The following is a 26072-nucleotide window of genomic DNA, read 5'->3' as shown; positions in this document are numbered from 1 at the left end:
AACATGACAAAAAGAAGCATTCTTCTACTTCTCGCCATTACCATTGTTCACATAACTAAAGGTCAAAGTATTTACCTGGCTCATGAAAGTGACCCATATCTCCTTAGTTGTGATCATGCGGAGTCTAATGTTCTTCAGTTTTATGAAAATGAGGAGTACGCCACTTTCATAAAAGACTTTGAAGAGCAGTTTGGAGAAGATTTTAATTCTGAAACGCAATACGAAGCCTTAAAGTCTTTGAATGTAGATGAATGGGAAATGAAACTTTTTGAGGCACGAAATAAGCAATTAGGTTTCCTTAAAAATCATGAATCATATGCTGAGTTCAGTGCTGATTTTGTGGAGCTGACAATGGAAAACATCAATTATAACTACTGGCATCTTCTATTGGCCTATGCCATCAATAGAAGTAATGAGAACACAAAATCCCTCCTTGTTAACTCATTACCATCTATCATGACAGAGGCTCTTAACCCAGAACGAATAGATAACCAATCATTACTAGCCTCCAAAAGCTTTCGAGCCTTCCTACCTTATTTTGTAACATATTTTAATTCAAAGGAAAACCGTTTTAAGAAGTATAGCGATGGGGTTCAAAGTGTTACAGACAAGGCGGAGTTTGCAGAACGTCAACTCAGCGGAAAGGTCCTGGATTATACTTTAACATTACTCCTGGAGAAATATCATGGCATGTTAAGCCTGAGTGCATTCAGAGTGTGGTCTAGTCAGATCTATTGTGATGAACTAAGAACCTATTTGGGAGATCAATACTATGATGTGGTAGCTGCAAAAGAAGAAGAATTGGCCAAACAAAAGCAAGAAGTAGAACGTTTGGAGCAGAACCTACCCAATATCATGGACCTGAATGATAAGACCTTCACTTTTGACAAGTATAAGGGTAAAGTCATTTATGTAGATTTTTGGGCGAGCTGGTGTGGGCCCTGCAGAGCTGAGTTTCCCGCTAGCCGAGAAATGCACGCCAACCTAAGTAGTAAGGAGAAGAAGAAGATCGTTTTCCTCTACATATCTATAGATGAAGACTTAGACAAATGGAGAGCTGCAGTAGAAAAACTGGGTTTAGATGAATTTGGAGAAAATGGGCACTCCTATGAAGTTTCCACCAAGTATAAAGTAAAGTCTATACCTCGTTATATGATCATAGATCAGAAAGGAAACGTTGTCAATGATAATGCTCCCAGACCGAGCAATTCAGAAACTTTGCCTCAGCTATTAGAGTTATTATAATACTTCGACTAATTTTATACCCCAAGAAAATTCAGGTATGTTCAAAATAATTTTCATTGTATTTCTGGTCATTGCTTTTGTACCTCCGATAAGGAAATTCCTTTTCTGGTTGGTAGTGGGCAGATCTATGGTCAATGAACAAAAAAAATACAATTCTCAAACAAAAACACAATCCAGAAAAGAAGGTGATGTCAATGTGGATTATGTCCCGAAAGACGCTAAAGGGCATGACTACAGAGGTGGAGAATATGTAGATTACGAAGAAGTAGAAGATTAAATCTATGCTCAAAAAGTTTTTCAAAGTAACAGCATTACCACCTTATGTAGACCTGGCCATTTTTATCTTACGTGTGGGTATCAGCTTTCTCATGATTACCCATGGCTGGGCTAAACTGGAAAGAGCCATGAGTGGCAACTGGGCCTTTGCAGATCCGCTAGGTATTGGGTCAGAACTTTCTCTGATCCTCACCATCTTTTCAGAGTTAGTTTGCTCTGTATTACTCATCTTGGGATTTCTAACAAGACCAGCCCTTGTGAGTTTGATTTTCACCATGCTTGTCATTGTATTTATCGTAAAGGCAGGTGAAGGTCTAAAAAAAGTAGAAGTAGCCCTGATGTATCTCATTCCTTACATCTCACTCTTTATTTGGGGACCAGGCAGGTACTCCCTCGATTACTACATCTTTGGAAGAAAAAGAGGTTCGGAAAGATAATTTGAGATTGGTTTTGAAATTTCTCAACCTCAATTAAGACCAACGGAAGGGATTCCTCACGTTTTGATAATCATTCAATTCCATTGAAATAGTGCCGAAAGAGAAGTCTATTTCTAATTGAACAGGTACTCTGTTCTCATCGTTTGACACAAAAATTCGTATGGCATCCTTACCTTCAAAAAGCTTATTCGGTGGAAGAATCGGATTAAGCTTCAACACCTCCATTTTACCAAACTTTGTCTTGATAGTTTCTTTGCCTGAATAACTAACCGTCATATTATACAGCTTGTCATCAAAAAACATCGGAGCTTTCACTGCAGACCCAGGAGCCATACTTCCAAAATCAAAAGTTCTTAGGTAGTAGTATCCAGAAATGACGTCTTGTACATATTTGGGAACATCATACGTCTCTACCTTATCTTTTTCCCTTTTAGAAACACGCAGGCCCTGATGATCAAAAGTAAATGTCTGGTCACGAGCAAAGTTATTTTCACGGGCACTGTACACAAACTTGTGTGGTATGATGGCCGTGGTGTCTATGTATGACCTATACGTATTACTTACTTTCCAGATACTGGCCATTCCGGCCGTTTTGCCCAGCACATTGACTCTATAACATGGCCTGTTATTAATTCTGAAAATTTTAGGATGCACATCTACATTGGCCTGACCAATAGTTATAAAACCATACTTTACTTTATAGACATACGCCTCACCAGCCTGAAAACTGTGGTTCTCTACAGATCGTAAACGATCAATAGTAAAGGCTGAAAAGCCAACCAATATCAAACCCAAAAACGCTAAAATCCACTTCTTCATATGCCAATACTACTGTACTTCTTTTTCAGTTCTTCCAGATAAACTTTAAAATTATTATTAAATTTTGATTCCAGTTCTTCTTTAAAAAACGTCTGTTTACCCTGATAGGTCAGATATGAGGTAAAACTTGCATTATTTACGGTACCTCTGCCTCTGTAGTGGAACCGTGTACTATCATTAAAAATACGTTCCGCAGAAAACATTAGACTGTCTATCAGTTGATATTTCAGACTATCTTTCTCATTAGATGCCATTTGAGGATCAAAGGTTTGAAAAAGACTATCTAATTTCTCAGCACCAGCCACCATGAGTTGACTAAACTCCTCATTCTTGAGTTTTGAATTTTCATAGTCCTGAAATTCCTTTGAATCTTCACCAAACTTACTCCTCAAAAATATTTTAGCTCCTTCATCACCCACAAAATCGGCGAGGTTCTCATTAAAGGCAAGGTCATTTTTTACAAACAAAGTACCATGAGTAAGTTCATGAATGATCAATGCAGCCAGCTGACCTTTATCCTTTTCTAACATAGAACTCAGGATGGGGTCATCTAAATAGCCCAAAGTACTCCAGGCAGAAACCTCTCCCACTCTTATGTCATATCCTAACTCTTTAAGTTCTGATACTTCTTTTTGTACCTTTTCTTTCTCAAAATGCCCTTTATAGGCAAACTCACCTACTATCGGGAATTTCCATTTTTTAGGATCCAGTTTGTATGGAGAACACGCTGTAATTACCCATAAAATAGGTTCTCCTTTCTGATCGTAGTAAGACTGATAGCTACCGCTTGGTTTTAGCCCAAGAGAATCGACGGTAAATTTCTTTATCTCCTCTATATACCTAATCTGCTCCTTTAGGCTATCTGGAAATTGCTGATCTGTCAATAAGTCTTCTATAGGAACAGTGTTGAAAATAATATCCATCTGACCCTTCAGCTGTGCCAATCCATAATTTACGGCTTTGAAATTAAAAGCATAAAATATGCCGATGGCGAAGACTAAAAGAATCAAAACTGCTCGAAATACTTTTTTCATAGTACTGTAAACAAAAAGAGAGTGGACTTACACCCACCCTCTCTAACGTCTAAACTTTAGACAAATTTAATCTTCCTTTCCTAATTCTTTTTCCATAAGAGCATCAGAATTACCAGAAACAGTCTCTTTGATTTTCGCTTCAAGATCATCCATGAGCTCCGGAGTATCTCTAATCAAATTTTTAACCGAGTCTCTACCTTGGCCTAGTCTATCTTCACCGTATGAGAACCATGAACCAGATTTCTTCACCACATCCAAATCTACAGCCAGGTCTAAAACTTCACCGGCCTTGGATACACCTTCACCATACATGATATCAAACTCAACTACCTTAAACGGAGGTGCTACTTTATTCTTCACCACTTTAACTCTGGTGCGGTTACCTACCACCTCGGCATTGCTATCTTTTATCTGACCTATTCTTCTAATATCTAAACGAACAGACGCGTAGAACTTCAAAGCGTTACCACCTGTGGTAGTTTCAGGAGAACCAAACATCACACCGATCTTGTCACGCAACTGGTTAATGAAAATACATGTACAGCCGGTTTTATTGATAGTACCTGTAAGCTTTCTTAGAGCCTGAGACATTAACCTGGCCTGAAGACCCATTTTGCTATCTCCCATATCACCTTCAAGCTCGGCCTTAGGAACCAATGCCGCCACTGAGTCAATCACACATATATCTATCGCCCCTGAGGAAATTAAATGCTCCGCAATTTCTAATGCTTGCTCCCCATAATCTGGCTGAGAGATCAAAAGATTGGCGGTATCTATACCCAATTTTTCTGCATAAATTCTATCAAAGGCATGCTCTGCATCTACTATAGCTGCTATTCCGCCAGACTTTTGAGCTTCTGCTATGGCGTGCATCGCCAAAGTGGTTTTACCTGAAGATTCAGGACCGTATATTTCAACAATTCTTCCTCTGGGAAAACCTCCAACTCCTAATGCTAAATCAAGTCCTAATGAACCCGTAGAGATAGTAGGAACATCAAGCACATTGGTATCACTTAATCTCATGACAGTACCTTTACCAAAGGCCTTGTCTAGTTTGTCGATTGTTGTCTGGAGTATTTTTAACTTTTCTTTATTCTCTTCTGCCATGATAAAAATGTTAGCGTTTTAGGGAATTGTTTTTTCTGGGAACAAAGATATTGTATCATAGCAAATTTTACTAGCAAAGAATTGCCAAGTATTTTAGCAATAGACAACGAAAAGCAATTAAACTCCTTAATAATAGTCAGTTAATCGAATCTCTTATTGCTACAAATTTTAGATCACAGTACTAACCTGAATGAATTTCAGCAAAGAATTCATTGCCGTATCAGCACCCGAAACCTGACTATTCAATTTTTTTGTAACATTGACGTTTGATTACGAAAGCGATCCTATTATGAGAAATACCCTTTTAGTTTTAGCCATCATTGCCCTTGTTGGAGTCTTTACTAATCCTCCTCTTGAGAAACACCAGGAGGCCATGAAAGAGAAGGTTGAAAACCTCAGCTCCATCGATGAAGATATTTCTGGTGATGACATCAAAAAACTTGGGGCTCTTCTGGGTGATGTTATTGGTCTGAACACAATGGAGAAATACCTGAACAATAATGTCAAAATTGAAGATCTGAAGATCTGCTCATTGACTAAGCTGAAAATTAAAGGCGACTACAAAACAGTGGGTGTAGGTGCCTTCGGTAAAATTTTCCTATTTGATGATGTCAAAACCTTCGTTCAGGAAAAAGCCGAAGAATTAAAGGATAAAACAAACGGCTAAACCGAGTTTTCCTATCTTTGCAGCTTATTCTAAAACAGAAGCTGTACTAAAGAATGCTCATATCTTACAAAGCACTAAAAACGCTTGTTGATTTTAACGAAAGCCCCGAAGAACTTTCTAAACTTTTAACTGCTACAGGTCTTGAAGTAGAAGGTTTAAATGAGGTATTGCCCGTACCCGGAGGCCTTGAAGGTTTGGTGATCGGTGAAGTAAAAACCTGTGAACCCCATCCTAATGCTGATAAACTGAAATGTACCACCGTAGATGTAGGTTCAGATGAGCTTCTGCAGATTGTTTGCGGAGCACCTAATGTGGCTGCCGGCCAAAAGGTCATCGTTGCCGTAGTAGGGGCTACATTATATCCATCAGAAGGTGATCCTTTCAAAATCAAAAAATCAAAGATAAGAGGTGAGTTATCTCAGGGAATGATCTGTGCCGAAGATGAAATCGGTATGGGACAATCTCATGCGGGTATCATGGTTCTGGATACTGACAAAGCCAACGGTACACCAGCAGCAGAATACTTTAACCTAAGTTCAGATTATTGTATTGAGATAGGGCTTACGCCAAACCGTGCAGATGCTGCTTCTCATTTCGGAGTTGCCAGAGATATCAAGGCAATTGTAAACAAGGATATTACCTTACCATCTGTAGAGAATTTTGCTTTGGGCACTGCTCAAAATACCATTGCTCTGCAAGTAGAAAATGCTGAGGCCTGTCCACGATTCTGTGGTTTAGAAATAAGAGGTGTGGAAGTCAAAGAATCACCGCAATGGCTGAAAGACTTTTTAGGAACCATAGGCGTCAATAGCATCAACAACCTGGTAGATATCAGTAATTATATCTGTCATTTTCTAGGGCAGCCAATGCATATTTTTGATGCCGATCAGATCAAAGGTCAAAAGATTATTGTAAAGGCACCAGAGAAAGGTACGAAGATCAAAACTCTAGACGGTCAGGAAAGAGAGCTGAATGGCAATGACCTCGCCATCTGTGATACCAACGGCCCGATAGGAATAGCCGGCGTGTTTGGCGGTGAGGAGTCAGGAGTAACTAATGACACTAAAAACGTATTTCTGGAAGTAGCATACTTTCACCCGGACTGGATCAGGGGCACAGCTACTCGTCACAGTCTAAAAACCGATGCGAGTTTCAGATATGAAAGAGGTACAGACCCTAATATGCCACCTTTTGCCATTAAGTTAGCCGCACTTCTGGTTCAGGAGTTAGCCGGTGGCGATATCTGTGCTGAAGCCTTTGAGGAATATCCTAATGCAATCCAAAATCATGAAGTACCGGTCAAATTCAAAAACATTGATCGCTTACTGGGCAAAGAATTGACAAAAGGTCTGATCAAAGAAATTTTAACCAAACTTGACATCGAAATCAAGGAGGAGAGTGAAACCACAATGCTCCTTTCTGTACCTCCATACAGAGTAGATGTAACTCGCGAAGCCGATATCGTTGAAGAAATCTTACGAATCTACGGTTTCGACAATATTGAGCTTAGCGAAAATTTGTCCTCTGACTATATCTCTGAGTTTCCTGCGGTAGAAGCGGACCTTCAGCGTTTAAAGATTTCAGAACTCATGGCGGCCAATGGCTTTTATGAGGTACAGAATTTGTCCATTGTCAAGCCTTCGCAAAACGCAGCATTAGGTGAGTCTGAAGATTCTCAGGTACAATTGTTAAATCCCTTGAATGAAGACCTTTCTGTGATGAGAAATAGCTTGCTATTCTCAGGTTTACAGACCCTGGCTTACAATATTAACCGTAGAAACAAGGACCTTAAAATCTTTGAATTCGGAAGGGTTTATGGTAAGAAGGTCAATGAGGACAAGACCAAATACTATGAGAATCAGGTTTTGGGCATCTGGCTTACAGGTGATCAGCTGGTAGAGACCTGGCAAGCTAAGTCTGTTAAAAACGATTTCTACTCCTTGAAAAATATCCTTTCTAAAGTATTGGGAGGAATGAGGCTAAATGACCTGAGTACAGAAGAAGCTGTAGAGCCAAGGTTTGATTATGGTATCAATTATAAGTTGAATAATAAACTTGTAGCGGTAGCTGGTAAGGTCAAAGCACAGCATGCAAAATTCTCCGGAGTAAAACAGGACGTATTTTATGCTGAAATCGACTGGGATTATGCCTTGAAGAAATTCTCTCAAGAGGTAGCTTTTGTAGAAATTCCGAAGTTTCCGGCAGTAAGAAGAGATCTGTCTTTAGTTCTGGATAGCGAGGTAGGTTTTGACAAAATCAAAACTTTAGCTGAGAAAACCGAACGCAAGCTACTGACAGCCGTCAATGTTTTTGATGTTTATCAAGGTGATAATTTGGGGGAAGGTAAGAAGTCATATGCTATCAGCTTCACTCTCCAAGACCCTCAAAAGACACTGAACGACAAGCAGATTGACAAAACCATGAACCGTTTAATTCAGGTTTTTGAATCTGAATTAGGAGCAGAAATCAGAAGGTAATGCCAACGAAATACGCTGACTTTGATAACGAAAACGCCAGAATGTTTGCCAGCCTTGAAAAGGTGGCCGGCAAGGTGGAGCAGCGTATTGCAGAAGTAAAAACACTAGATCAGGAAAACAAAGGACTGATCTTTGAACTTGAACAATTAAAAGAAGAAAAAGAGCGTCTTAAAAAGCAGATTTCTGCTCTTAAAAGAGAAGGAGAAGCCGCCCAAAAGAAGGCTCGTTTAGTAGATGCTCTGGAAGAGCAAAATTTTACAATTAAGAATAAAATCGCTAAGATTGTATCGGATATTGACAGTGAAGAGGTAAGTGAGATTGACGTTAAAGAATTGATCCAGATGATGATAGGCGAAATAGACGAATGTCTACGCTTATTACAGACATAAATAATAGCTTTTCTAACCCATGGAGGCGAACAAAGTCAAAGCCAATCTGAAAGTAAACGGAGAAACCATCCCGTTTATAGTGGCCAAAGATGACGAACCTTTCTTTAGAGAAGCAGCCATTAAAATAAACGAAAAACTAGCTGAGCTGCAGAATAAATATGGTGCCTCGGCCAGTTCAGAAGTTTTAGTTACCACTGTAGCTATAGAGGCTATGGTGGATGCTTTACAGGCATACCGAAACTACCAGAGACTTCAGGAAGAGGTCAATGATAGGGTAAACCAGATTAATGGCAGACTAGATCAATAACGCCTTCCTTATTTTCCCTCTTTTTCAGGCAATATTCCGACAAAATCACAAAACAACTACAGCATGTCAGAATATGTACTTTTAGCCGTCGGGATCATAGCAGGTCTTGCCATCGGTTATTTTATAGGGCAGTCTTTACTTAAAAAGAAAGTCCAAAATCATGAAGAGGAGGCTCAGAAAGAAGCAGAAAGAATTCTTAAAGATGCAAAAGACCGGGCAGAAAGCGTGAAGCGTGATCGTAAACTGGAAGCCAAGGAGCACTTCTTAAAGCTTAAATCTGAGTTTGAAGAAGAAACCTCAAAGAAGAAGAATATCATTATTCAGAACGAGCAAAAAGTGAAGCAGATGCAAAATCAGGCTTCGCAGTTACTGGAGAAGAATAAACGAGAAGAGAATGAGCTTAACTCTTTAAAGCAAAAGCTAGGCTCACAAATGGAAGCCGCTACCAAGCGTAAAGAGGAAGCAGAGAAAATGTTGGCTGATCAGGTTAGCCAGCTGGAGAAAATCTCGGGTCTGTCTGCTGATCAGGCCAAAGAGCAGCTCATGGACGCCCTCAAAGCTGAAGCAGAGGCAAAAGCATCTTCATATGTTAAAAGTAGCATAGAAGAAGCAAAAATGACCGCTACCAAAGAGGCGAAGAAGATTGTCATTCAAACCATTCAAAGAACTGCCGCTGAGCAAGCGATCGAAAACTGTGTTTCTGTTTTCAATATTGAGAGCGATGAAATCAAAGGAAAGATCATCGGTAGAGAGGGTAGAAATATCAGAGCCCTGGAAGCTGCCACTGGTGCAGAGATTATTGTCGATGATACTCCCGAGGCTATCGTCATCTCAAGTTTTGACCCCGTAAGAAGAGAGGTGACCAGACTAGCTCTTCACCGCCTGGTACAAGATGGTAGAATTCACCCTGCCAGAATTGAAGAGGTAGTGAATAAAACCAGAAAAGAAATCGATAATGAGATCATTGAGATAGGCGAAAGAACTGTACTTGATTTAGGTATTCATGGGCTTCATCCTGAACTAATCAAGATGGTGGGCCGTATGCGATTCAGATCTTCCTATGGTCAGAACCTTCTGCAGCACTCCAGAGAAGTGGCTAAGCTATGTGGCACCATGGCTGCAGAGATGGGCTTTAATGTTAAACTGGCTAAACGTGCAGGGCTTCTTCACGATATCGGAAAAGTGTATAATGAAGAGTCTGATCTTCCCCACGCAATTCTAGGGATGGAGCTTGCCAAAAAATACAAGGAGCATCCTGAGGTTTGTAATGCCATTGGTGCCCACCACGATGAGATTGAAATGACTGCCATGATTTCACCGGTAATACAGGTTTGTGACGCCATTAGCGGATCAAGACCAGGTGCCAGAAGAGAAATGATGAACTCGTATGTTCAGCGTCTACAAGATCTGGAAGACCTTGCTCTTAATTTTGATGGTGTGGAGAAATGCTACGCAATTCAGGCTGGTAGAGAACTTCGTGTGATTGTAGATGCAGAAAGTACTTCTGATGATGCAGCCGGAATGCTATCGCATAATATCTCCCAGAAGATAGAGAAGGAAATGCAGTACCCGGGACAGATCAAAGTAACGGTTATCAGAGAGATGAGATCTGTGGCATTTGCTAAATAGAAATTATAATGATCAAAAATTAAACGCCTCGGTACTCCGGGGCGTTTTTAGTATAATCTCTTTGATTTAAGTTTATTGAGTCAAAGAAACGTCAGTTTGACATTTGTTAACAGAAGCTTAAGTTAAGTTTTTTTTAAGCCCGTTTGTCAACCTTTGCTCTGTTTCTTACATCTAAAAAGCATAATTGAAATTTAAAACCTAAAACATATACACGCTATGAAAAAGATATTGGTTCTCTTCTCCGCATTAGTCTTTGCTTTAAGTTCTTGTTCAGGCCCGGCAGGTCCCGTTGGCCCTCAAGGACCACAAGGTCCTCAAGGTCAGGATGGTGGTCTTGTTTACGCCTCAGCCATCGAGTTAATTGTAGATTTTACTCCAGCTAATGATTTTGGAATTGTTGAAAGCTTTGGTTTTGACGTATTCCCTGCAGATGTACCTCTAATTTATGTCCTTTGGGATCAACTGGAAGATGGCACTGAAGTTTGGCGTCCGCTACCACAAACGGCTTATTTAAATAGTGGCCTTTTAACTTATAATTACGATTTCACTCAGGCAGATTTTTCCATATTTCTTGATGGAACTGTAGAAGACTTCTCAACGGTAGACCCGGTGTACCTTAATGAGCAAATTTTTAGAGTGGTAGTAGTACCGGCAGAATTCCTTGAGACGGGTAGATTGGCCTCAAAAGACTATGACGCCATTACTGAAACCTTTGGTATCACAGAAAAGGACTTTATCAAAAGAGATTTAAGATAAACACAACTTAGTCTTGAAAACTAGCAGCGACCATCCTTAAACAAGGGTGGTCGTTTTTTTATGTATCATTGTAATTCAATCACTTTTAGAATACCCTAATGAAATTAACTTTGGTTGCCCTCCTTTTCAGTTTCACGGCTCTTGCTCAAGAGCTTAGTACGCTGCCAATTCTGATGATTGACACCCAAGGTAGCCAAGTGGTAGATGAGCCAAAGATCAGAGCGTCATTGAAGCTTATTGATAATGGTGATGGACAAACGAACAGCACTTCTGACTCAGCGGTTTTTGAAGGAGCAATCGGCATTGAATATAGAGGTTCTTCTTCTCAACAATTCCCAAAGAAGCCCTATGGTTTTGAAACCTGGGATGATAATAATGAAGATCTGGCCGTATCATTTTTTGGTTGGCCAGAAGAAAGCGACTGGATATTATTTGCTTCTTACAATGAAAAAAGCTTGATGCATAATGTTTTGACCATGCGTATGGCTCGTGAAATGGGACTTTATGCAAGCAGAACGAAATATGTGGAATTATACCTGAACGGCAATTATGAAGGTGTCTATGTACTCATGGAGAAAGTCAAAAGAGATAAAGGCCGTGTGGATATTGCAAAGCTCACAGAAGATGAAGAAAGTGGCCATGACCTGACGGGAGGCTACATTGTAAAAATTGACAAGAACACTGGGTCTAGCCAAGGAAGCTGGAGCTCTAATTATGGAAATATAGATCCTTACTCCAATAGAACTAACTTTTTCTACGAGTACCCAAACAATATTACAGCAAATCAAAAATCATACATCAGAGATTATATTACAGACTTTGAAGATGCACTTTACTCATTAAACCCAAAAGATGATGATGGCTATAAGAAGTTTATAGACTTGAAAAGCTTTGTGCAGGTAACGCTTATCAATGAAGTAGCCAAAAATGTAGATGGATACCGTATCTCTACATTCTTGTATAAAGACAAGGATAGCAAGGGTGGTCGACTGAAAATGGGACCACCTTGGGATTATGATATTTCTTACGGCAACGCCGATTACTGCGAAGGCTGGCTTTATACGGGCTTTTCCTATGATTTTAATAAAGTCTGTCCCAATGACTACTGGCTGGTACCTTTCTGGTGGGAGAAGTTTCTGCAAGATCCGGAGTTTATCAGTTTAATGCGATTAGAGTATGACAATCTAAGAAAAGATGGCATTTTGAATGAAGCCAATCTAATGGGCTTGGTTGATGAAATTGCAGAAACCATTCGCATGCCTCAGCAGAGAAATTTTGAACGCTGGCCTATTCTGGGCACCTACGTCTGGCCATCTCCAAGCCCGATAGCGGAAAATTGGGAAGGTGAGGTAACAGAACTCAAAAACTGGATCAGTAACAGGCTTAAATGGCTTGACGAAAACTTGCCAAGAGAAGTACAGATTTTGGCTGTAGAAGACGAATTAATGGTGGATATTAACGCCTACCCAAATCCATTTACCAATGGCCTTACACTTGATTTCAATAACTTTGAAAACGAATCACCTTTAGAAATACAAGTTTTTAACTCTCAAGGGAAACTGATAATTTCTGAGACAAAAAAACTAACTAAATATAATTCTGTGGTCAATTTGAGGTTCGATCAGCCGCAAATGCATCAGGAAATGTTTGTACTTAGAATAAATGCAGGAGGAAAGAGTATCTCCCGGAAATTGGTACGACAATAATTAGCCTCTGATCATGATACAGTGAGGAATCCCATCTTCGATATAGTCTTCACCAACCTCTTTGAAGCCAAATTTCTCATAAAATCGTACCAGGTATTTTTGAGCACCTATCTTGATAGAACCTTCTCCAAAAGCTTCCTCACATTCTTTGATAGAAACCGTTAGGAGTTCTTCACCATAACCATGCTTTCTGGTAGCTCCATGCGTTACAATTCTTCCAATAGATTGATGCCCCTCGTAGTATTGATCTTTATCATAGAGGCGACTGTAAGCCCGTACTACACCTTCTTCATCTAAACCTAAGAGATGTAAGGCTGCTTGATCCTTAAAGTCCATATCCTGAAAAACGCAGTCTTGTTCCACAACAAAAACCTCTGACCGTAGAGCCAACAATTCATAGAGTTCATCTTTTGTTAGTTCTTCCCATGATTTGAGTTTCCAGTTCAGCTTCATTCTTTTCAATTAAGCAACATCTTCTTCTTCAAACATCTCATGCTCCATTTCTAAAGCCAGACGCAAACTTGTATTGATCTCAAAACCCAATATGATGATCAATGAGATCAGGTAAATCCAGACCATTAAACCGATTAGCGTACCAATGGAGCCGTACAGCTTGTTATAGCTATTGAAATTACTCAGGTAATACGAGAAGCCATTGGTAGCCAGAATACAAAGTACACTTGAGAAAAAAGCACCAAGATTAAAAAAACGAATTCTTCTGTCTATTGCGGGAGCGAAGTAATACAAACTACTTATCCCCAAGAAGAAAATCAAAAAGATAGACAAGTACCTTAAGGTTTCAACCATATAGTAGTTAAAGTCCTCATTTAACCATCCGAGTTCAAAGAGGTAACTGATCACAAACTTACCAACAATCAGCACAACTATTGCCGATAGCATAACCACCACTAAACTAACGGTAAGTAAAAGAGCGATCCATCTGGCCTTAAGGAAACTTCTGCTTTGCTTCTCTTCATCCAAGGCAATATTGAAGGCCCTCATAAGGGCCATCATACCGTTGGTGGCGGCATAAAGGGCAAACAAAAAACCGAAAGAAAGTACATCTACCCGTCTCCTACTTACAATATCCTGTATGGTATTGGCTGCAGTCTCATAAATTCCTGAGGGAATTATGGTGGCCAAAAAGTCCATGATTTGGGTATCCAGATTCCGAATAGGGATATACGGAATAAGGGTAAATAAGAAAATCACCGACGGAAAAATGGCCAGTAAAAGAGAGAAAGAAACAGCCGCTGCCCTTTGATCAATATCAAAGGTTATGATCTTTTTCCAAAGGATACTAAGCACATGGTAAAGCGAAACCGTGGTATCCCAAAGGTAGATGGAGCGTAGAAAACGCTCTACCCTTTTTACACCACTCATTTCTCTTAATTTCATCCTTCAAAAAACGGTTTCAGGGCATCCTTGACATTGGCTGGAGTATCTATCACTTTTTGCTTAGCCACGTCCATAAATACCAGGATGGTTTCCCCTTTATGAATTAAGATTTCCTCTTCATTGAAAATCTCATATTCAAATATAACCTTTCTGTCAGGCATTTTTTTGAGATATAGCCTGATATTGAGTAAGTCATCATACTTTGCCGGGGCAATATATCTGGAATTATTCTGAACCACCGGCATGATAATGCCGGCGTCCTCCATGTCTTTATATCTGATGCCAAGACTCCTCAATGACTCTACACGGGCTATTTCATAAAGCTTTGAATAATGCCCGTAATACATGAAGCCCATTTTATCGGTATCGGCGTACCTTACCCTGTAAGGGGTATCAAAAGTGTACATTATTTTATTCCTCTTTGATTCAATGCCCTGTGAAATCTACGGGCATTTGCATTATGTTCTGCAAGAGTGGTGGCAAAGTTATGGTAACCAGAAAAGTCTTCTTTAGCACAGAAGTACAAGTAGTTATGCTCTTTATAATTCAAAACAGCATCAATGGTTCTTTTCTCTGGCAAAGCAATAGGTCCCGGAGGCAAGCCCTTGATTTTGTAGGTATTGTATGGAGAATCTACTGTTAGGTGTTTATTCAAAATACGTCTCAATGTAAAATCTCCAACAGCAAATTTCACGGTTGGGTCTGCTTGCAAAGGAATACCTCTCTTAATTCTATTGACATATAAACCAGCTATTATGGGCTGCTCATCTGCCATATTACTTTCACTCTGCACTATACTGGCCATTGTACTCACCTCTACCGGATTCATCCCTGTTTTCTGTGCTTTCGCTTTTCTTTCATCTGTCCAGAATTGGTCATATTCATATTTCATTCTGTCCATAAACTCTTCTTCTGAGAGCGTCCACCACATGAAATAGGTGTCTGGCAAAAACATGCTCATGACCTCATTAGTACTAAAGCCGTATTTTTGAGTCACCTCAGGATCATTCAGCATCTTCAGCAGCTTTTCCTGATCTATCGCCATATTGGCCGCCAACTTTTCAGCTAGCTCACTTTTAGTCCTGATATTATTGAAAGTCAGCTTCACCTCGTCTTGGTCTCCAGATCTCAGCTTGGAGAGTATGGTTTTATTCGATGAATTTGGAGGGATAACATATCTACCTGGCTTTACCTTTTCACGGTACTCCATGAACTTGCTTAAAAAGCCAAAGCTAATCTGATCATGAATAAGCTCTTGCTTATTTAGGCTATCTACTACGGTTTGATAAACCGCTCCTTTAGGAATGTATAATACGGCGTCTTCTTCGGCATCCACATTGATATTTGGGCTCTTAACGACCTGCCAAAAGTAAAAGGCAAATGTGGCCACAAGCGTAGACACAATCACCAGTGCATAGCCTAAAACTTTATTATTCTTAGCCATTCAGTTTGTTAATTATTTCGTTGATAGAGTGATGATCCTGCTCACCACTTTCCATATCTTTTAAACTGTATTTTTGAAGCTTTATTTCTTCAGAACCCACAACCATTACATACGGGATTCCTTTTTTATTAGCATAATCAAACTGCTTTTTGAGTTTAACGTTAGAAGGATACAACTCTGCGGAGATTCCTGCCTTCCTAATTTGACTCAATAATGGCAAACAAGCTTTTAATGACTCCTCATCGAAACTAATCAGGAGTACTTTGGTGCTCTCAGTAGTGGAAGCAGGGAATAAATCCAATTCATCCAAAACATCATAGATTCTATCCACGCCAAAAGAGATACCTACCCCCGATACATCTGGTAAACCAAAAGTACCTGTCAGATTATCATAACGGCCTCCACCAGAAATACTTCCAATCTGAACGCCACCGGCCTTCACCTCAAAAATAGCTCCTGTATAGTAGCTTAGACCTCTGGCCAAAGTTAAATCCAGCGTAACTTTTGAATTTCTAAGCTCTAACAATTCAACTTTTCTAAATACTTCCTCTAATTCTTGTATACCTTTTTGACCAATACTTGAATTTTCTAAAAGTTTTTTCAACTCTTCTAAAACCTTTTGATTGAAGGGCTGGAGATAAGTTTCTGAATAATAAACTTCATTCAAAATGTCAATCTCTTCCTGAGACATACCACTTTCTAAATAACTTTCATTCTTCTCTTTAACTTCGGTTTGTACTAACATCTCGGCAATAGATGGAACAATTGCCGAGTTGAGAAACGGACTCAACTTATCCAATGATTCTTGGTGAAAACCTTTTAGGCTAAGTTCATTGAGAACCCTTTCTTGTCCAATTTTATCCAACTTATCAATAGCCACGCAAAGCTCAGATTCTTTTCCATCTGCTCCGATTGCCTCAGCTATCCCTGTCAAAACCTTTCTATTGTTCATTTTGACAGTAAAGTCATTTAATTGCAATGCATCAAAAACTTCATGAAGCATAAGAATAATCTCTGCTTCACAAAGCAAAGAATCGGTACCGACAACATCGGCGTCACATTGATAGAACTCTCTATATCTACCTTTTTGAGGACGATCAGCACGCCATACAGGCTGCACCTGAAAACGTTTAAACGGCATGACCAAATCATGACGGTTCATCGCTACAAAGCGTGCGAAAGGAACCGTAAGGTCATACCTTAAGCCCTTTTCAGCCACTTTAGGTAAAACTGCCTTAGCACCTGCCTCAATATCAGCTGGTTTAACCTTTTTCAGAAAATCCCCTGAATTCAGAATTTTAAATAGGAGTTGGTCACCCTCGTCACCATATTTTCCCATTAAAACAGACAGGTTTTCAATAGAAGGAGTTTCTAATGGCAAAAAACCAAACTTCTTAAAAACCGACTTTATGGCCTCTAGAATATAAGTTCTTCTAGCCATTACCTCCGGGCCAAAATCGCGTGTACCTCTTGCTAAACTGGGTTTTGACATAAATACAATTAAAATTCAGGCACAAAAGTAAGGTTATTCTTGATTAAACATTGTCAATTGCAAAGAGAATCCCTACCTTTGCACCTCGTTTTCGAGAAAGACAGATTTAAGATTAAACTTAATAGTAAAATGGCAGTTACAAGATTAAAAAGAAAGGGCCGCAAAAACAGAGCAGTTGCTAATAACAAGCAAGCTGAAATCAAGCGTCTTACGCAAAAGCCTGAAATCAAAAAAGTGGACGTAGAAGAGCTTAAGGCTGAGTTCGCCAAATAAGAACACTTCTTACGAAATTATATAAAGCTTCAAACGCCCGTTTGAGGCTTTTTTCGTTTCCTTAAACCTGTTTCTTTTTAGGGCCTCCTTTGCCCTTCCCTTTACTGAAGCCACCACGGTTTCTTCTAGCTATTCTGATGGCATCAAGTTGGTTTCTGTACCGTAAACCGATTCCATAAAACCAAAGACCAGTTAAAGATAGGACTACGCCCAAACCAGCATGAAGTTTGGCATGAATATGGAACAATAACTCTTCACCTGTAATAGTAAGAATAAGCAGTCCAATTGCTATGAGTAGAAAGCCTATTGCTGTGTTGATTTGAAATTTTTGACTTAGCTTAAGTTTTTTGTACCAGCTTCTCTGCTGTTTTTGCTCTTGCATTTTAATAACGTTTACTAATTTCTATTTTTGGCTTTTTAAACTTACCGCTTTCCAAAGTCAAAAGAAACTGAGGCCTTTAATTTCTTAGTTAATCACCAGAATTAGCTTGAATATGAAAGTCTCTGATCTTTACCTATCATCTGAGCCAAAGAATAAGCAATGAAAAAAATAATTAGCTTCCTGATCAGGTTCGTCCCTAGAAAATACCTACAGCTATTTAGTCATATTCCTCTCAAAATCTATGCAGGGTTTATGCGTGGCGACAATGTAGAATGCACCGTCTGCAATGGTACTTTTAAAAAATTCCTGCCGTACGGAAGACTTGAGCCCAGAGAAAATGCTCTTTGCCCTTCGTGTCTGGCCTTGGAGAGACACAGATTAATGTATCTCTACCTTAGAAAAAAGACTCGTTTCTTTGAGCAAAAAGCCAAGGTGCTACACGTGGCTCCTGAGTATTGTTTCATTGACCGCTTTGAAGAACTTCCTAACCTCGAATACATCACTGCAGACATCGAATCTCCATTGGCCAAGGTCAAGATGGATATTGAGAAAATTCAATTTGATGACAACACCTTTGATGTTATCTTTTGTAATCATGTTTTAGAACATGTTGAGCATTTTGACATCGCTACAAAAGAACTATACAGAGTGCTCAAACCAGGCGGTTTTGCCATTATGCAATCTCCACAAGATATGGCACTACCTCATACCATAGAAGACCCGAGCATTACCGACCCAAGGGAAAGGGAACGCGTATTTAAACAGTCTGATCACCTGAGATTATTTGGACAAGACTATGGCAAAGAACTTGCTAAAGGCGGATTTAAGGTAACTGAAGATAATTATGTCAATGAAATTGACCCTCAATTAGCCAAAAGGTATGCCTTACCAATGGAAGAAATCATCTACTTCTGTGAGAAATAAGGATTTTTTGGGCAAGGACGCTGCCGTTTGCGTAAATTGAGCTATGCCAGAATCTCAAAACATTAACCTTGCCGTCCTGATAGACGGAGACAATATTCCCTCTGCCAATACCAAAGAAATGATGGAGGAGATTACGAAATACGGTAATCCTACCATCAAAAGAATTTATGGCGACTGGACCAAACCTCATCTGACAAGATGGAAAAGTCTTCTACTGGAAAATGCCATTACTCCTGTACAACAGTATAGTTATACCACCGGAAAGAATGCCACTGACTCCGCTATGATCATTGATGCTATGGATATCCTTTACAGTGGTAAAGTAGAGGGTTTCTGTCTGGTATCTAGCGATAGTGACTTCACCCGACTTGCCACCAGGTTAAGAGAGGCTGGAATGCTGGTCATAGGAATAGGCGAAAAGAAAACACCTGACCCGTTTATCGTCGCTTGTGATCGTTTTATCTATGTAGAAATTCTAGGGAATGATGGTGCCAAAAATGAGCCTACTTCTAACGTTGATACCAAAAGAGGAATTGATAAAATAACCCCGAAAGTCATCAAATTGATTCAGGCCACAATTGATGATGTATCTGACGAAGATGGTTGGGCTTTTCTGGGTGATGTCGGAAATCTGCTTCAAAAGAAACAACCGAATTTTGACTCCAGAAACTATGGTTTCCCTAAACTAACACCTTTGATAAAGTCTATTGGTCAATTTGAAGTAGAACTTAGGGATAATTCCAAGAACAAGAATAACAAACTGATTTACGTAAAGGTGAAAGAACAACAGAAACCTTCACGCAAGAGGTAGGTCTGGGCTTCACAAAGTGGCCTTTGAGCCACAATTATTGCATTCTATTGAGCTTCTTCCTAAGTTCATCAAAAAGAAATTCAACCCTATGTACCTCAATAGAAGAACTGCTTTAAAACTTACCGGAGCTGGTATGCTTGGAGCGATGACACCAGGCCTAAGTTTTGGCAAAAAAGAAGAAATTATCATTGGTCATAATAGTAACCAGTACAAAGTACGGATGAACTGGGGCATGCTGGATGCCGGACAAAACCCTGTCAATAATTGCCATGAAATGGTGGAAGATGCAAAGGGCAGAATAATACTCTTAACTGACGAGACAAAGAATAACGTCTTGATTTACGACAAGTCAGGTAAACTGCTGGAGAGCTGGGGAAACTCATACCCTGGAGCCCATGGTCTAACTATTGGAGGTGATGGGTCTGATCAGTTTTTGCTGATCGCCGATAATACCAGAAGCCAAGTGGTCAAAACTGACCTCAAAGGGAACGTTATCTTCAAAATAGACTATCCAAAAGAAACAGGCAAATACGACTATCCGAAGCAATTTGTACCCACCGAAACAGCCATAGATCCCAATAATGGAGACATTTATGTGGTAGATGGATATGGACTCAATTACGTTATTGTATATGATCAACATGGAAAATACCTTCGTCACTTTGGAGGAAAAGGCCCTGCAGATGAACAATTCAACTGTAATCATGGAGTGCTTTTCGACACACGCAAAGGTCAAAAAGACACACTATTGATCACTTCCAGACAAGATAACTGCTGGAAAAGATTTACAAGGGAGGGCACGTATGTAGAGTCTATTGACATGCCCGGCAGTTTTATATGCAGGCCAGTTCTGAGAAATAATAACCTCTATGGAGCAGTCTACAGATCTACCTCGGAAGCAAATGAGTTTTCAGGTTACATACAGATTGTTGACAAAAAGAATAAGGTCGTAAGTACGCCTGGAGGCTCGCAACCTAGTTATAAAAACGGCAAACTGGAAGAGCAGAAAAAGCAGGATCCTATGTCTGTGTTCATGCACCCTCATGACGTTTATGTGGACGTCGATGAGAATATCTATGTGGCTCAGTGGGCCTCAAAGAAAACTTATCCTATCAAACTGGAAAGAGTGTAAGGTTTATTCTTTCCTTACTGATTTCTATAAACTGTGGTTGGTGCAGACTGTGCTTTGGCGTAAATTATCATGTCAGCTATGGTGACATGATCCGGTACTGATACTGCGTATGCAATCGCATCGGCTATGTCTTCTGCCAAGAGAGGTTCAAAACCGGCATAGACTTGTTTGGCACGTTCTTTATCTCCTTTAAATCTAACTTCTGAGAACTCAGTTTCTACAGCCCCGGGAGCTATATTCGTAACTTTGATACCATCCTTGGTATGATCTAGTCGAATACCCTCACTGATGGCCTCTACTGCCTTTTTGGTGGCACAGTACACGGTTCCGTTAGCATAGGTTTGTTTGCCGGCTACAGAACTAAGATTCACCACATGACCACCACCGTTTTTGATCATTTGTGGCAAAATAGCTTTGGTGACATACATTAAACCCGTCACGTTTGAACCCATCATGGCATCCCAATCACTTGGCTCGCCCTCTGCGAAAGACCCAAAGCCATGAGCATTTCCAGCATTGTTTACCAGCACATCAATTTTTGAGAATTCAGAAGGTAAAGACTCAATGGCTTTTTGCACGGCAGTTTGATCTCTAACATCAAATACCAAGATAGTCGACTCTACCTTTAGGCTATCCTGAAGCTCCTTCAGTTTTTCTTCACGTCTACCGCAAAGTACCAATTTGAAGTTTTTCTCTGCTAAAGCAATGGCCGTAGCTTTTCCGATTCCACTGGAGGCTCCTGTAATTAAGGCTGTTTTCATGGTTGATTAGCTTATCCCTGTATGATTTTTCTGTACTGTTCTGTTTTATCAGGATCCAGACCTGAAAGTAATAAAAAGGCTTTTTGACGCTCTGTAGGGCTCCCCTCTGAGAAGATATTGATAAACTCAGGGGCTTTTGCGTCAAAAAACGCATTGATATACACAGAGTTTGGTCTTAGTGTAGCAATGTTCTGCACCACCTCCAAAAACTTTAAGGTCTCACTCCTACCTTTAGCCGGATCCCTGCCAAAATCGTCAAGAATAAGACGGTGGTATTTGTAAAATTCTTCTCGCATTCTGGAGAATTGCTGATTCTGCATATTCTCTACAATCCAGTACCTGTTACGCTGTGCTTTGTCATCTTGTGTCCAGCCAGGAGTACGAGTAGCTTGGGCCAGCTGAAGCAAATTAAATAGTCGAGACAAATGCGGTGAACCACCAAGCTCACTAAATGAATCATAATCAACCGCCAAAGCCATCAAACTATAATATGCTGCTAACTCGGTAATCTGGCTGGTAAATACCTGCTCATTATATACCATTTGCCTTTCTACAGGCTGATAGGAGAAATTGAAGTTCTTATCTATATATTGAAAGGTTACAGAATTATAATTGGTACCATATACAGGCCTGGCCACTTGAAAACGGGCATTCCCGGTAAAAAGATTTTGCGTACTTGATTGCATCAAATTAATGGTCAATTGACACTCAATACGCTCATCCTGATTAAAAATATCATCAGTCCAACGAGTATTATTCATGAACTGCTGAATCTGCGATTCCATTTCTTTGAATAAACCTGGCTGATATTGAATGGTGGACTGCATTTGCTGATAATTGATCTCCACTCGGGCATTTAACTCTTGTGCAGAGAGTTTATGAAAACCCAAGGTCATTAAACAGCAAAGACTTATGATTCTGCTTACAAATCTCATTTCGATTGTATGGTTTTTATTTCATTCAGGATATCCAGGGCCACCTCATCTTTTGTTTTCAATTCAAAAGCCTTCATATCTCCTCCTTTATGAACAATAGTCACTTTATTGGTATCATAACGAAAGCCCGCTCCCGAATCTTGTAAAGAATTGAGAACGATCATATCAAGGTTTTTGCGATCAAGTTTACCTAGAGCATTTTCTTTAGCATTATTGGTCTCCAAGGCAAAGCCCACCGCTATTTGGTTCTTCGTTTTTAGTTTACCTAAAGTACCGGCAATATCAAGTGTACGTTTCAGTTTGATACTCAAATCATCATCACTCTTTTTGAGTTTTTGCTCTGCAACAGACTCTGGCGTATAATCAGCTACTGCGGCAACGTAAACAATGATATCTGCCCCACCAAAAAGCTCTTTTGTAGCTTCAAACATCTCCTGAGCAGATTTTACAGATTTCAATTCCACCCCCTTCGGTGCCGAAATATTAACCGGGCCACTCACTAAATGAACTTTTGCACCAGCATTCACAAAGGCATTGGCTATAGCATACCCCATTTTACCAGACGAATGATTACTAATAAAACGCACCGGGTCAATAGACTCTACAGTTGGGCCTGCTGTAATCACAACTCGCTTATCTTCAAAATCAGAATTCTTAGTGAAGTGATTCTTCAAAAACTCAAGAATGGCTTCAGGCTCAGCTAATCTACCCTGCCCTACTAATCCACTGGCCAATTCACCACTTTCTGCTTCAATAATTAGGTTACCGAATTCCTGAAGAGTGTTTAAATTCTTTAATGTGCTCCCATGCTTGTACATATCCAAATCCATGGCCGGGGCAAAAACTACCGGGCATTTGGCCGACAAATAAGTGGCGATAAGCAAGTTATCACACAGTCCATGAGCACATTTAGCAAGAGTATTGGCAGATGCCGGTGCAATGAGCATGAGATCTGCCCACAAACCTAAGTCTACATGATTATTCCATTCTCCATTTGCCCCCTTGGTAAAATCTGAGAGTACCGGATTCTTTGAAAGTGTGCTGAGCGTCAGAGGAGAAATAAATTCTTTGGCAGCCTCTGTCATGACCACTTTCACCTCAGCTTCGGCCTTAATTAATAAGCGAACCAGAAAAGCGGCTTTATAAGCAGAAATGCTTCCTGTAACTCCCAGAAGTACTTTTTTATTCTTTAGCACTATGCTATTGTTTATCGATCTGAGCAAAAATACACCTTTAGAAAGGTAATCCAATAATCATGCAAAATGGCAGTAGACCACAGGGTATCAAACATCTTTTAAATTATTTCGGTAGTTTTAGATCGTATACGTAAAAAAGCCCCCGACCGCCTGAGCTATTTGATAACCGTACATGAAAAAACTATTTACTAACCTTACCTTTTGGGTCCTTACTGCCATTGCCACCGGAGCACTTCTGGGCCATTTTGCTCCAGATACCGGAATTCAAATGAAAGTATTGGGTGATAAGTTCATTTGGGTTGTAAAACTCTTTATCCTACCCATCATTTTTCTAACGATCTCCCTGGGAATAAGCGGAATGGGCGACTTAAAGAAAGTCGGAAAAGTTGGAGGAAAAGCACTCATCTATTTTGAAGTGGTGACCACTTTTGCACTCCTTATCGGAATTTTTATTGCCAATACCTTCAGACCTGGAAAGGGCGTCATAGCTCAGGAATCCAGTGATGTCACCAAATATGCCGATACCGCAAGTGATTTTAGCTGGATGGCTTTTTTCTCAGAGAACAAAACCATTCAGGTTCTACTATTTTCAATTCTCTTCGGCGTATTCTTAAGTAAATATGCTAAGAGTCAGCCAATTATCGACTTCCTTTCTAAAATCAGCAAAATAGTATTCAAGGCATTGCACTGGGTGATGCTCCTAGCCCCAATAGGTGCATTTGGCGGAATGGCCTATACTATTGGAAAGCACGGCATTAGCTCTTTAATTCCTTTAGGAAAATTGATGATCTCGGTTTACGCCACAATGGCCCTTTTCATTTTTGTGGTTTTGAGATGGATACTCAAATATTATAATGTCAACCTTTGGCAGTACCTGAAATACATTAGAGAAGAGCTATTAATTGTACTAGGAACTTCATCCTCTGAAGCTGCATTGCCATCTCTTATGGAAAAGCTGGAACGGATGGGTTGCTCTAAACCCGTGGTTGGGCTCGTAGTCCCTGCAGGCTATTCTTTTAATCTGGACGGCACTACCATTTACCTCTCCATGGCTACACTGTTCCTATCACAGGTTTATGGAATTCAGTTATCCTTAGAGCAGGTCATTACTGTGATTGGCATATTGATGGTAACATCAAAAGGAGCCGCAGGGGTTACCGGTAGTGGATTTGTGGTTTTGGCATCTACACTATCCGCCTTAAAAGTAATTCCTATTGAAGGATTGGCTCTACTTTTGGGTGTAGATCGGTTTATGTCTGAAGCTCGGGCCATTACCAATTTTATAGGCAATGGGGTGGCCACAATTTGGCTTGCCAATAACGAGAATGAGTTTGATAGGGCTAAAATGGCTTATGCCTTTGGCCATGTAGATGAAACAGAAGACATTTTGAAAGATAATTTCGGCATCAATGAAAAGCACGATTAATGGTATCATCGCATTCTTAGTTCTAATAGCTCTCTGTGTAGGGTTTATCCTCAAAGAATCAGGGTTCTTTGTGAAAATCAATCCTCATTTTGACGGAACCGAAGAAGTCATTGACACTCCTCCTGGAATAGAGGATATCACTGTTGATCAGACAAGTGGTGATATATACTTTTCCTCCACTGATCGAAGAGACTCGGGTGCCTCCGGTGCTATTTATAAAGCTAACCTGAATGCCTCTAACCTGGAATTGATCAAAATATCAGGAGATATGGATGGCGAAAATTTCAGACCTCATGGTATATCTCTTCTTAAGAAAAATGGGTTAACTTATATTTTCGCTGTAAATCATGGAGAGGGTCTACAGCGGATCAGCAGGTTGACTTTCTTAAAGGACTCTTTGATCAATGTAAAGCATTTTGAAGATGATTTAATCATTTCTCCGAATGATATAGTGGCCATAGATACCGCCACTTTTTATTTCACGAATGACCATGGTGAAAAAGACCCGGCCAAAAGAAGAATCAATGACTTTCTGATTGCCAAAGAATCTTATGCGGTCTTGTATCATGAGGGCAAAGCCCAAATTGCGACGCAAAAAATGGCTTACGCTAACGGCATCAATGTTTCTCCTGACCAGGAGTATTTATACGTGACTGCCACAACAGAGCGTAAACTGTATGTCTATCAAAGAAATCAATTAGATCATACGCTACAATTAAAGGACGAACTGAAAGTGGGTAGCGGGGTTGATAATATTGAAATAGACAAATACGGCAATCTCATGATCGGGTCTCATCCTAAAATGTTGAAATTCCTTTCACATGCTAAATCGGCCGAAAATAGAAGCCCTTCTCAAGTATTCAAAGTTGTATACCTACCTGATACAGACTATAAATTTCTTCAGGAAGAGCTTTACATAAACAATGGAGACCCATTATCTGCCTCCAGTGTAGCAGCCTATTACGAGGGCAATGACGGCACCAACGATTTAGTTATCGGTTCTGTTTTTGATTCAAAAATCCTGAGATTGCATAGAAATTTATAGTGTT

General features: G+C 40.0%; 28 protein-coding genes. 16 read left to right on the top strand and 12 right to left on the bottom strand.

Features of this window, described 5'->3' with window-relative positions:
* The first annotated feature begins 3 nt into the window (after positions 1–3).
* From ACUXV0_RS00835 to ACUXV0_RS00825, 3 genes are read left to right on the top strand one after another with little or no spacing between them, the layout of a single operon-like run.
* Positions 4–1245 (top strand): TlpA family protein disulfide reductase, encoded by a 1242-nt coding sequence (locus ACUXV0_RS00835; protein WP_446191158.1) that lies wholly within the window; start codon positions 4–6, stop codon positions 1243–1245.
* Between the two features lie 37 nt (positions 1246–1282).
* A complete protein-coding gene (locus tag ACUXV0_RS00830) occupies positions 1283–1522 on the top strand; it encodes a DUF4834 domain-containing protein (protein ID WP_446191157.1) in 240 nt (79 codons plus the stop codon).
* Between the two features lie 4 nt (positions 1523–1526).
* Positions 1527–1958: a DoxX family protein gene (locus ACUXV0_RS00825; protein WP_446191156.1), complete on the top strand. Its 432-nt coding sequence runs from the start codon at positions 1527–1529 to the stop codon at positions 1956–1958.
* Positions 1959–1991: 33 nt separating this feature from the next.
* Here the strand turns inward: ACUXV0_RS00825 and ACUXV0_RS00820 are convergent, their stop codons facing one another.
* The 3 genes from ACUXV0_RS00820 to recA all read right to left on the bottom strand — a co-directional run bounded on the left by ACUXV0_RS00820 (position 1992) and on the right by recA (position 4918).
* Positions 1992–2777 (bottom strand): DUF3108 domain-containing protein, encoded by a 786-nt coding sequence (locus ACUXV0_RS00820; protein WP_446191155.1) that lies wholly within the window; start codon positions 2775–2777, stop codon positions 1992–1994.
* Positions 2774–3811, bottom strand: a complete 1038-nt coding sequence (locus ACUXV0_RS00815) for an aminopeptidase (RefSeq protein WP_446191154.1) — start codon at positions 3809–3811, stop codon at positions 2774–2776. Before ACUXV0_RS00815 ends, ACUXV0_RS00820 begins: the two co-directional genes overlap by 4 nt.
* Before the next feature lie 66 nt (positions 3812–3877).
* Positions 3878–4918, bottom strand: coding sequence for a recombinase RecA (gene recA / locus ACUXV0_RS00810; RefSeq protein WP_446191153.1), 1041 nt, complete (start codon positions 4916–4918; stop codon positions 3878–3880).
* 289 nt (positions 4919–5207) lie between these two features.
* Here recA and ACUXV0_RS00805 point away from each other — a divergent pair, with 289 nt between their 5' ends.
* The 7 genes from ACUXV0_RS00805 to ACUXV0_RS00775 all read left to right on the top strand — a co-directional run bounded on the left by ACUXV0_RS00805 (position 5208) and on the right by ACUXV0_RS00775 (position 12849).
* Positions 5208–5585, top strand: coding sequence for a hypothetical protein (locus tag ACUXV0_RS00805; RefSeq protein ID WP_446191152.1), 378 nt, complete (start codon positions 5208–5210; stop codon positions 5583–5585).
* 53 nt (positions 5586–5638) lie between these two features.
* Positions 5639–8062 (top strand): phenylalanine--tRNA ligase subunit beta, encoded by a 2424-nt coding sequence (gene pheT / locus ACUXV0_RS00800; RefSeq protein ID WP_446191151.1) that lies wholly within the window; start codon positions 5639–5641, stop codon positions 8060–8062.
* A complete protein-coding gene (locus tag ACUXV0_RS00795; RefSeq protein WP_446191150.1) occupies positions 8062–8451 on the top strand; it encodes a hypothetical protein in 390 nt (129 codons plus the stop codon). Before pheT ends, ACUXV0_RS00795 begins: the two co-directional genes overlap by 1 nt.
* A 19-nt stretch (positions 8452–8470) precedes the next feature.
* Positions 8471–8758: a cell division protein ZapA gene (locus ACUXV0_RS00790; protein ID WP_446191149.1), complete on the top strand. Its 288-nt coding sequence runs from the start codon at positions 8471–8473 to the stop codon at positions 8756–8758.
* A gap of 63 nt (positions 8759–8821) precedes the next feature.
* Positions 8822–10387 (top strand): ribonuclease Y, encoded by a 1566-nt coding sequence (rny, locus tag ACUXV0_RS00785; protein ID WP_446191148.1) that lies wholly within the window; start codon positions 8822–8824, stop codon positions 10385–10387.
* A 216-nt stretch (positions 10388–10603) separates the two neighbouring features.
* A complete protein-coding gene (locus tag ACUXV0_RS00780) occupies positions 10604–11143 on the top strand; it encodes a hypothetical protein (protein WP_446191147.1) in 540 nt (179 codons plus the stop codon).
* A gap of 98 nt (positions 11144–11241) precedes the next feature.
* Positions 11242–12849: a CotH kinase family protein gene (locus tag ACUXV0_RS00775; RefSeq protein ID WP_446191146.1), complete on the top strand. Its 1608-nt coding sequence runs from the start codon at positions 11242–11244 to the stop codon at positions 12847–12849.
* Here the strand turns inward: ACUXV0_RS00775 and ACUXV0_RS00770 are convergent, their stop codons facing one another.
* The 5 genes from ACUXV0_RS00770 to hisS are packed head-to-tail and all read right to left on the bottom strand — an operon-like array spanning position 12850 to position 17183.
* Positions 12850–13302: a GNAT family N-acetyltransferase gene (locus ACUXV0_RS00770; RefSeq protein ID WP_446191145.1), complete on the bottom strand. Its 453-nt coding sequence runs from the start codon at positions 13300–13302 to the stop codon at positions 12850–12852.
* Positions 13303–13311: 9 nt separating this feature from the next.
* Complete coding sequence (locus ACUXV0_RS00765; protein WP_446191144.1) at positions 13312–14247, bottom strand: YihY/virulence factor BrkB family protein; 936 nt, start codon at positions 14245–14247, stop codon at positions 13312–13314.
* A complete protein-coding gene (locus tag ACUXV0_RS00760) occupies positions 14244–14654 on the bottom strand; it encodes an acyl-CoA thioesterase (protein ID WP_446191143.1) in 411 nt (136 codons plus the stop codon). The genes ACUXV0_RS00765 and ACUXV0_RS00760 overlap by 4 nt, the downstream gene beginning before the upstream one ends.
* Positions 14654–15691: an endolytic transglycosylase MltG gene (gene mltG / locus ACUXV0_RS00755; RefSeq protein WP_446191142.1), complete on the bottom strand. Its 1038-nt coding sequence runs from the start codon at positions 15689–15691 to the stop codon at positions 14654–14656. The genes ACUXV0_RS00760 and mltG overlap by 1 nt, the downstream gene beginning before the upstream one ends.
* Positions 15684–17183 (bottom strand): histidine--tRNA ligase, encoded by a 1500-nt coding sequence (hisS, locus tag ACUXV0_RS00750; RefSeq protein WP_446191141.1) that lies wholly within the window; start codon positions 17181–17183, stop codon positions 15684–15686. The genes mltG and hisS overlap by 8 nt, the downstream gene beginning before the upstream one ends.
* A 129-nt stretch (positions 17184–17312) precedes the next feature.
* Between hisS and ACUXV0_RS00745 the strand changes: the two genes are divergently transcribed.
* The gene (locus ACUXV0_RS00745) at positions 17313–17456 is read left to right on the top strand and encodes a hypothetical protein (protein ID WP_446191140.1); all 144 of its coding nucleotides are present in this window, start codon (positions 17313–17315) and stop codon (positions 17454–17456) included.
* 61 nt (positions 17457–17517) lie between these two features.
* Here ACUXV0_RS00745 and ACUXV0_RS00740 read toward each other — a convergent pair whose 3' ends face one another.
* Positions 17518–17838, bottom strand: coding sequence for a hypothetical protein (locus ACUXV0_RS00740; protein WP_446191139.1), 321 nt, complete (start codon positions 17836–17838; stop codon positions 17518–17520).
* A 159-nt stretch (positions 17839–17997) separates the two neighbouring features.
* Here ACUXV0_RS00740 and ACUXV0_RS00735 point away from each other — a divergent pair, with 159 nt between their 5' ends.
* The 3 genes from ACUXV0_RS00735 (at position 17998) to ACUXV0_RS00725 (ending at position 20705) form a co-directional block, all read left to right on the top strand.
* Positions 17998–18762 (top strand): class I SAM-dependent methyltransferase, encoded by a 765-nt coding sequence (locus ACUXV0_RS00735; RefSeq protein ID WP_446191138.1) that lies wholly within the window; start codon positions 17998–18000, stop codon positions 18760–18762.
* A 43-nt stretch (positions 18763–18805) separates the two neighbouring features.
* The gene (locus tag ACUXV0_RS00730) at positions 18806–19573 is read left to right on the top strand and encodes an NYN domain-containing protein (RefSeq protein ID WP_446191137.1); all 768 of its coding nucleotides are present in this window, start codon (positions 18806–18808) and stop codon (positions 19571–19573) included.
* 88 nt (positions 19574–19661) lie between these two features.
* Positions 19662–20705 (top strand): 6-bladed beta-propeller, encoded by a 1044-nt coding sequence (locus tag ACUXV0_RS00725; protein ID WP_446191136.1) that lies wholly within the window; start codon positions 19662–19664, stop codon positions 20703–20705.
* A 14-nt stretch (positions 20706–20719) separates the two neighbouring features.
* On the opposite strand, the gene ACUXV0_RS00720 is transcribed toward ACUXV0_RS00725, so the two are convergent.
* From ACUXV0_RS00720 to coaBC, 3 genes are read right to left on the bottom strand one after another with little or no spacing between them, the layout of a single operon-like run.
* Positions 20720–21466 (bottom strand): SDR family NAD(P)-dependent oxidoreductase, encoded by a 747-nt coding sequence (locus ACUXV0_RS00720; protein ID WP_446191135.1) that lies wholly within the window; start codon positions 21464–21466, stop codon positions 20720–20722.
* 11 nt (positions 21467–21477) lie between these two features.
* Positions 21478–22401, bottom strand: a complete 924-nt coding sequence (gene porD, locus ACUXV0_RS00715) for a type IX secretion system protein PorD (protein WP_446191134.1) — start codon at positions 22399–22401, stop codon at positions 21478–21480.
* Positions 22398–23600: a bifunctional phosphopantothenoylcysteine decarboxylase/phosphopantothenate--cysteine ligase CoaBC gene (coaBC, locus tag ACUXV0_RS00710; RefSeq protein ID WP_446192828.1), complete on the bottom strand. Its 1203-nt coding sequence runs from the start codon at positions 23598–23600 to the stop codon at positions 22398–22400. The genes porD and coaBC overlap by 4 nt, the downstream gene beginning before the upstream one ends.
* Before the next feature lie 169 nt (positions 23601–23769).
* On the opposite strand from coaBC, the gene dctA reads away from it, so the two are divergent.
* Together dctA and ACUXV0_RS00700 are read left to right on the top strand one after the other, a co-directional pair.
* Complete coding sequence (gene dctA, locus ACUXV0_RS00705; protein ID WP_446191133.1) at positions 23770–25023, top strand: C4-dicarboxylate transporter DctA; 1254 nt, start codon at positions 23770–23772, stop codon at positions 25021–25023.
* Entirely contained in the window at positions 25007–26068 is a 1062-nt protein-coding gene (locus tag ACUXV0_RS00700; RefSeq protein ID WP_446191132.1) for a strictosidine synthase family protein, read from the top strand. Before dctA ends, ACUXV0_RS00700 begins: the two co-directional genes overlap by 17 nt.
* The last annotated feature ends 4 nt before the right edge of the window (positions 26069–26072 follow it).

It is taken from the genome of Jiulongibacter sp. NS-SX5 (assembly GCF_052828545.1).
Note: the sequence above shows the minus strand (reverse complement) of the source record. Positions and strands in the feature narration are given on the sequence as shown.

Coding starts and splice junctions, on each gene's coding strand:
- ACUXV0_RS00835 (WP_446191158.1), top strand. CDS start 4: ATGACAAAAAGAAGCATTCTTCTACTTCTCGCCATTACCATTGTTCAC.
- ACUXV0_RS00830 (WP_446191157.1), top strand. CDS start 1,283: ATGTTCAAAATAATTTTCATTGTATTTCTGGTCATTGCTTTTGTACCT.
- ACUXV0_RS00825 (WP_446191156.1), top strand. CDS start 1,527: ATGCTCAAAAAGTTTTTCAAAGTAACAGCATTACCACCTTATGTAGAC.
- ACUXV0_RS00820 (WP_446191155.1), bottom strand. CDS start 2,777: ATGAAGAAGTGGATTTTAGCGTTTTTGGGTTTGATATTGGTTGGCTTT.
- ACUXV0_RS00815 (WP_446191154.1), bottom strand. CDS start 3,811: ATGAAAAAAGTATTTCGAGCAGTTTTGATTCTTTTAGTCTTCGCCATC.
- recA (WP_446191153.1), bottom strand. CDS start 4,918: ATGGCAGAAGAGAATAAAGAAAAGTTAAAAATACTCCAGACAACAATC.
- ACUXV0_RS00805 (WP_446191152.1), top strand. CDS start 5,208: ATGAGAAATACCCTTTTAGTTTTAGCCATCATTGCCCTTGTTGGAGTC.
- pheT (WP_446191151.1), top strand. CDS start 5,639: ATGCTCATATCTTACAAAGCACTAAAAACGCTTGTTGATTTTAACGAA.
- ACUXV0_RS00795 (WP_446191150.1), top strand. CDS start 8,062: ATGCCAACGAAATACGCTGACTTTGATAACGAAAACGCCAGAATGTTT.
- ACUXV0_RS00790 (WP_446191149.1), top strand. CDS start 8,471: ATGGAGGCGAACAAAGTCAAAGCCAATCTGAAAGTAAACGGAGAAACC.
- rny (WP_446191148.1), top strand. CDS start 8,822: ATGTCAGAATATGTACTTTTAGCCGTCGGGATCATAGCAGGTCTTGCC.
- ACUXV0_RS00780 (WP_446191147.1), top strand. CDS start 10,604: ATGAAAAAGATATTGGTTCTCTTCTCCGCATTAGTCTTTGCTTTAAGT.
- ACUXV0_RS00775 (WP_446191146.1), top strand. CDS start 11,242: ATGAAATTAACTTTGGTTGCCCTCCTTTTCAGTTTCACGGCTCTTGCT.
- ACUXV0_RS00770 (WP_446191145.1), bottom strand. CDS start 13,302: ATGAAGCTGAACTGGAAACTCAAATCATGGGAAGAACTAACAAAAGAT.
- ACUXV0_RS00765 (WP_446191144.1), bottom strand. CDS start 14,247: ATGAAATTAAGAGAAATGAGTGGTGTAAAAAGGGTAGAGCGTTTTCTA.
- ACUXV0_RS00760 (WP_446191143.1), bottom strand. CDS start 14,654: ATGTACACTTTTGATACCCCTTACAGGGTAAGGTACGCCGATACCGAT.
- mltG (WP_446191142.1), bottom strand. CDS start 15,691: ATGGCTAAGAATAATAAAGTTTTAGGCTATGCACTGGTGATTGTGTCT.
- hisS (WP_446191141.1), bottom strand. CDS start 17,183: ATGTCAAAACCCAGTTTAGCAAGAGGTACACGCGATTTTGGCCCGGAG.
- ACUXV0_RS00745 (WP_446191140.1), top strand. CDS start 17,313: ATGGCAGTTACAAGATTAAAAAGAAAGGGCCGCAAAAACAGAGCAGTT.
- ACUXV0_RS00740 (WP_446191139.1), bottom strand. CDS start 17,838: ATGCAAGAGCAAAAACAGCAGAGAAGCTGGTACAAAAAACTTAAGCTA.
- ACUXV0_RS00735 (WP_446191138.1), top strand. CDS start 17,998: ATGAAAAAAATAATTAGCTTCCTGATCAGGTTCGTCCCTAGAAAATAC.
- ACUXV0_RS00730 (WP_446191137.1), top strand. CDS start 18,806: ATGCCAGAATCTCAAAACATTAACCTTGCCGTCCTGATAGACGGAGAC.
- ACUXV0_RS00725 (WP_446191136.1), top strand. CDS start 19,662: ATGTACCTCAATAGAAGAACTGCTTTAAAACTTACCGGAGCTGGTATG.
- ACUXV0_RS00720 (WP_446191135.1), bottom strand. CDS start 21,466: ATGAAAACAGCCTTAATTACAGGAGCCTCCAGTGGAATCGGAAAAGCT.
- porD (WP_446191134.1), bottom strand. CDS start 22,401: ATGAGATTTGTAAGCAGAATCATAAGTCTTTGCTGTTTAATGACCTTG.
- dctA (WP_446191133.1), top strand. CDS start 23,770: ATGAAAAAACTATTTACTAACCTTACCTTTTGGGTCCTTACTGCCATT.
- ACUXV0_RS00700 (WP_446191132.1), top strand. CDS start 25,007: ATGAAAAGCACGATTAATGGTATCATCGCATTCTTAGTTCTAATAGCT.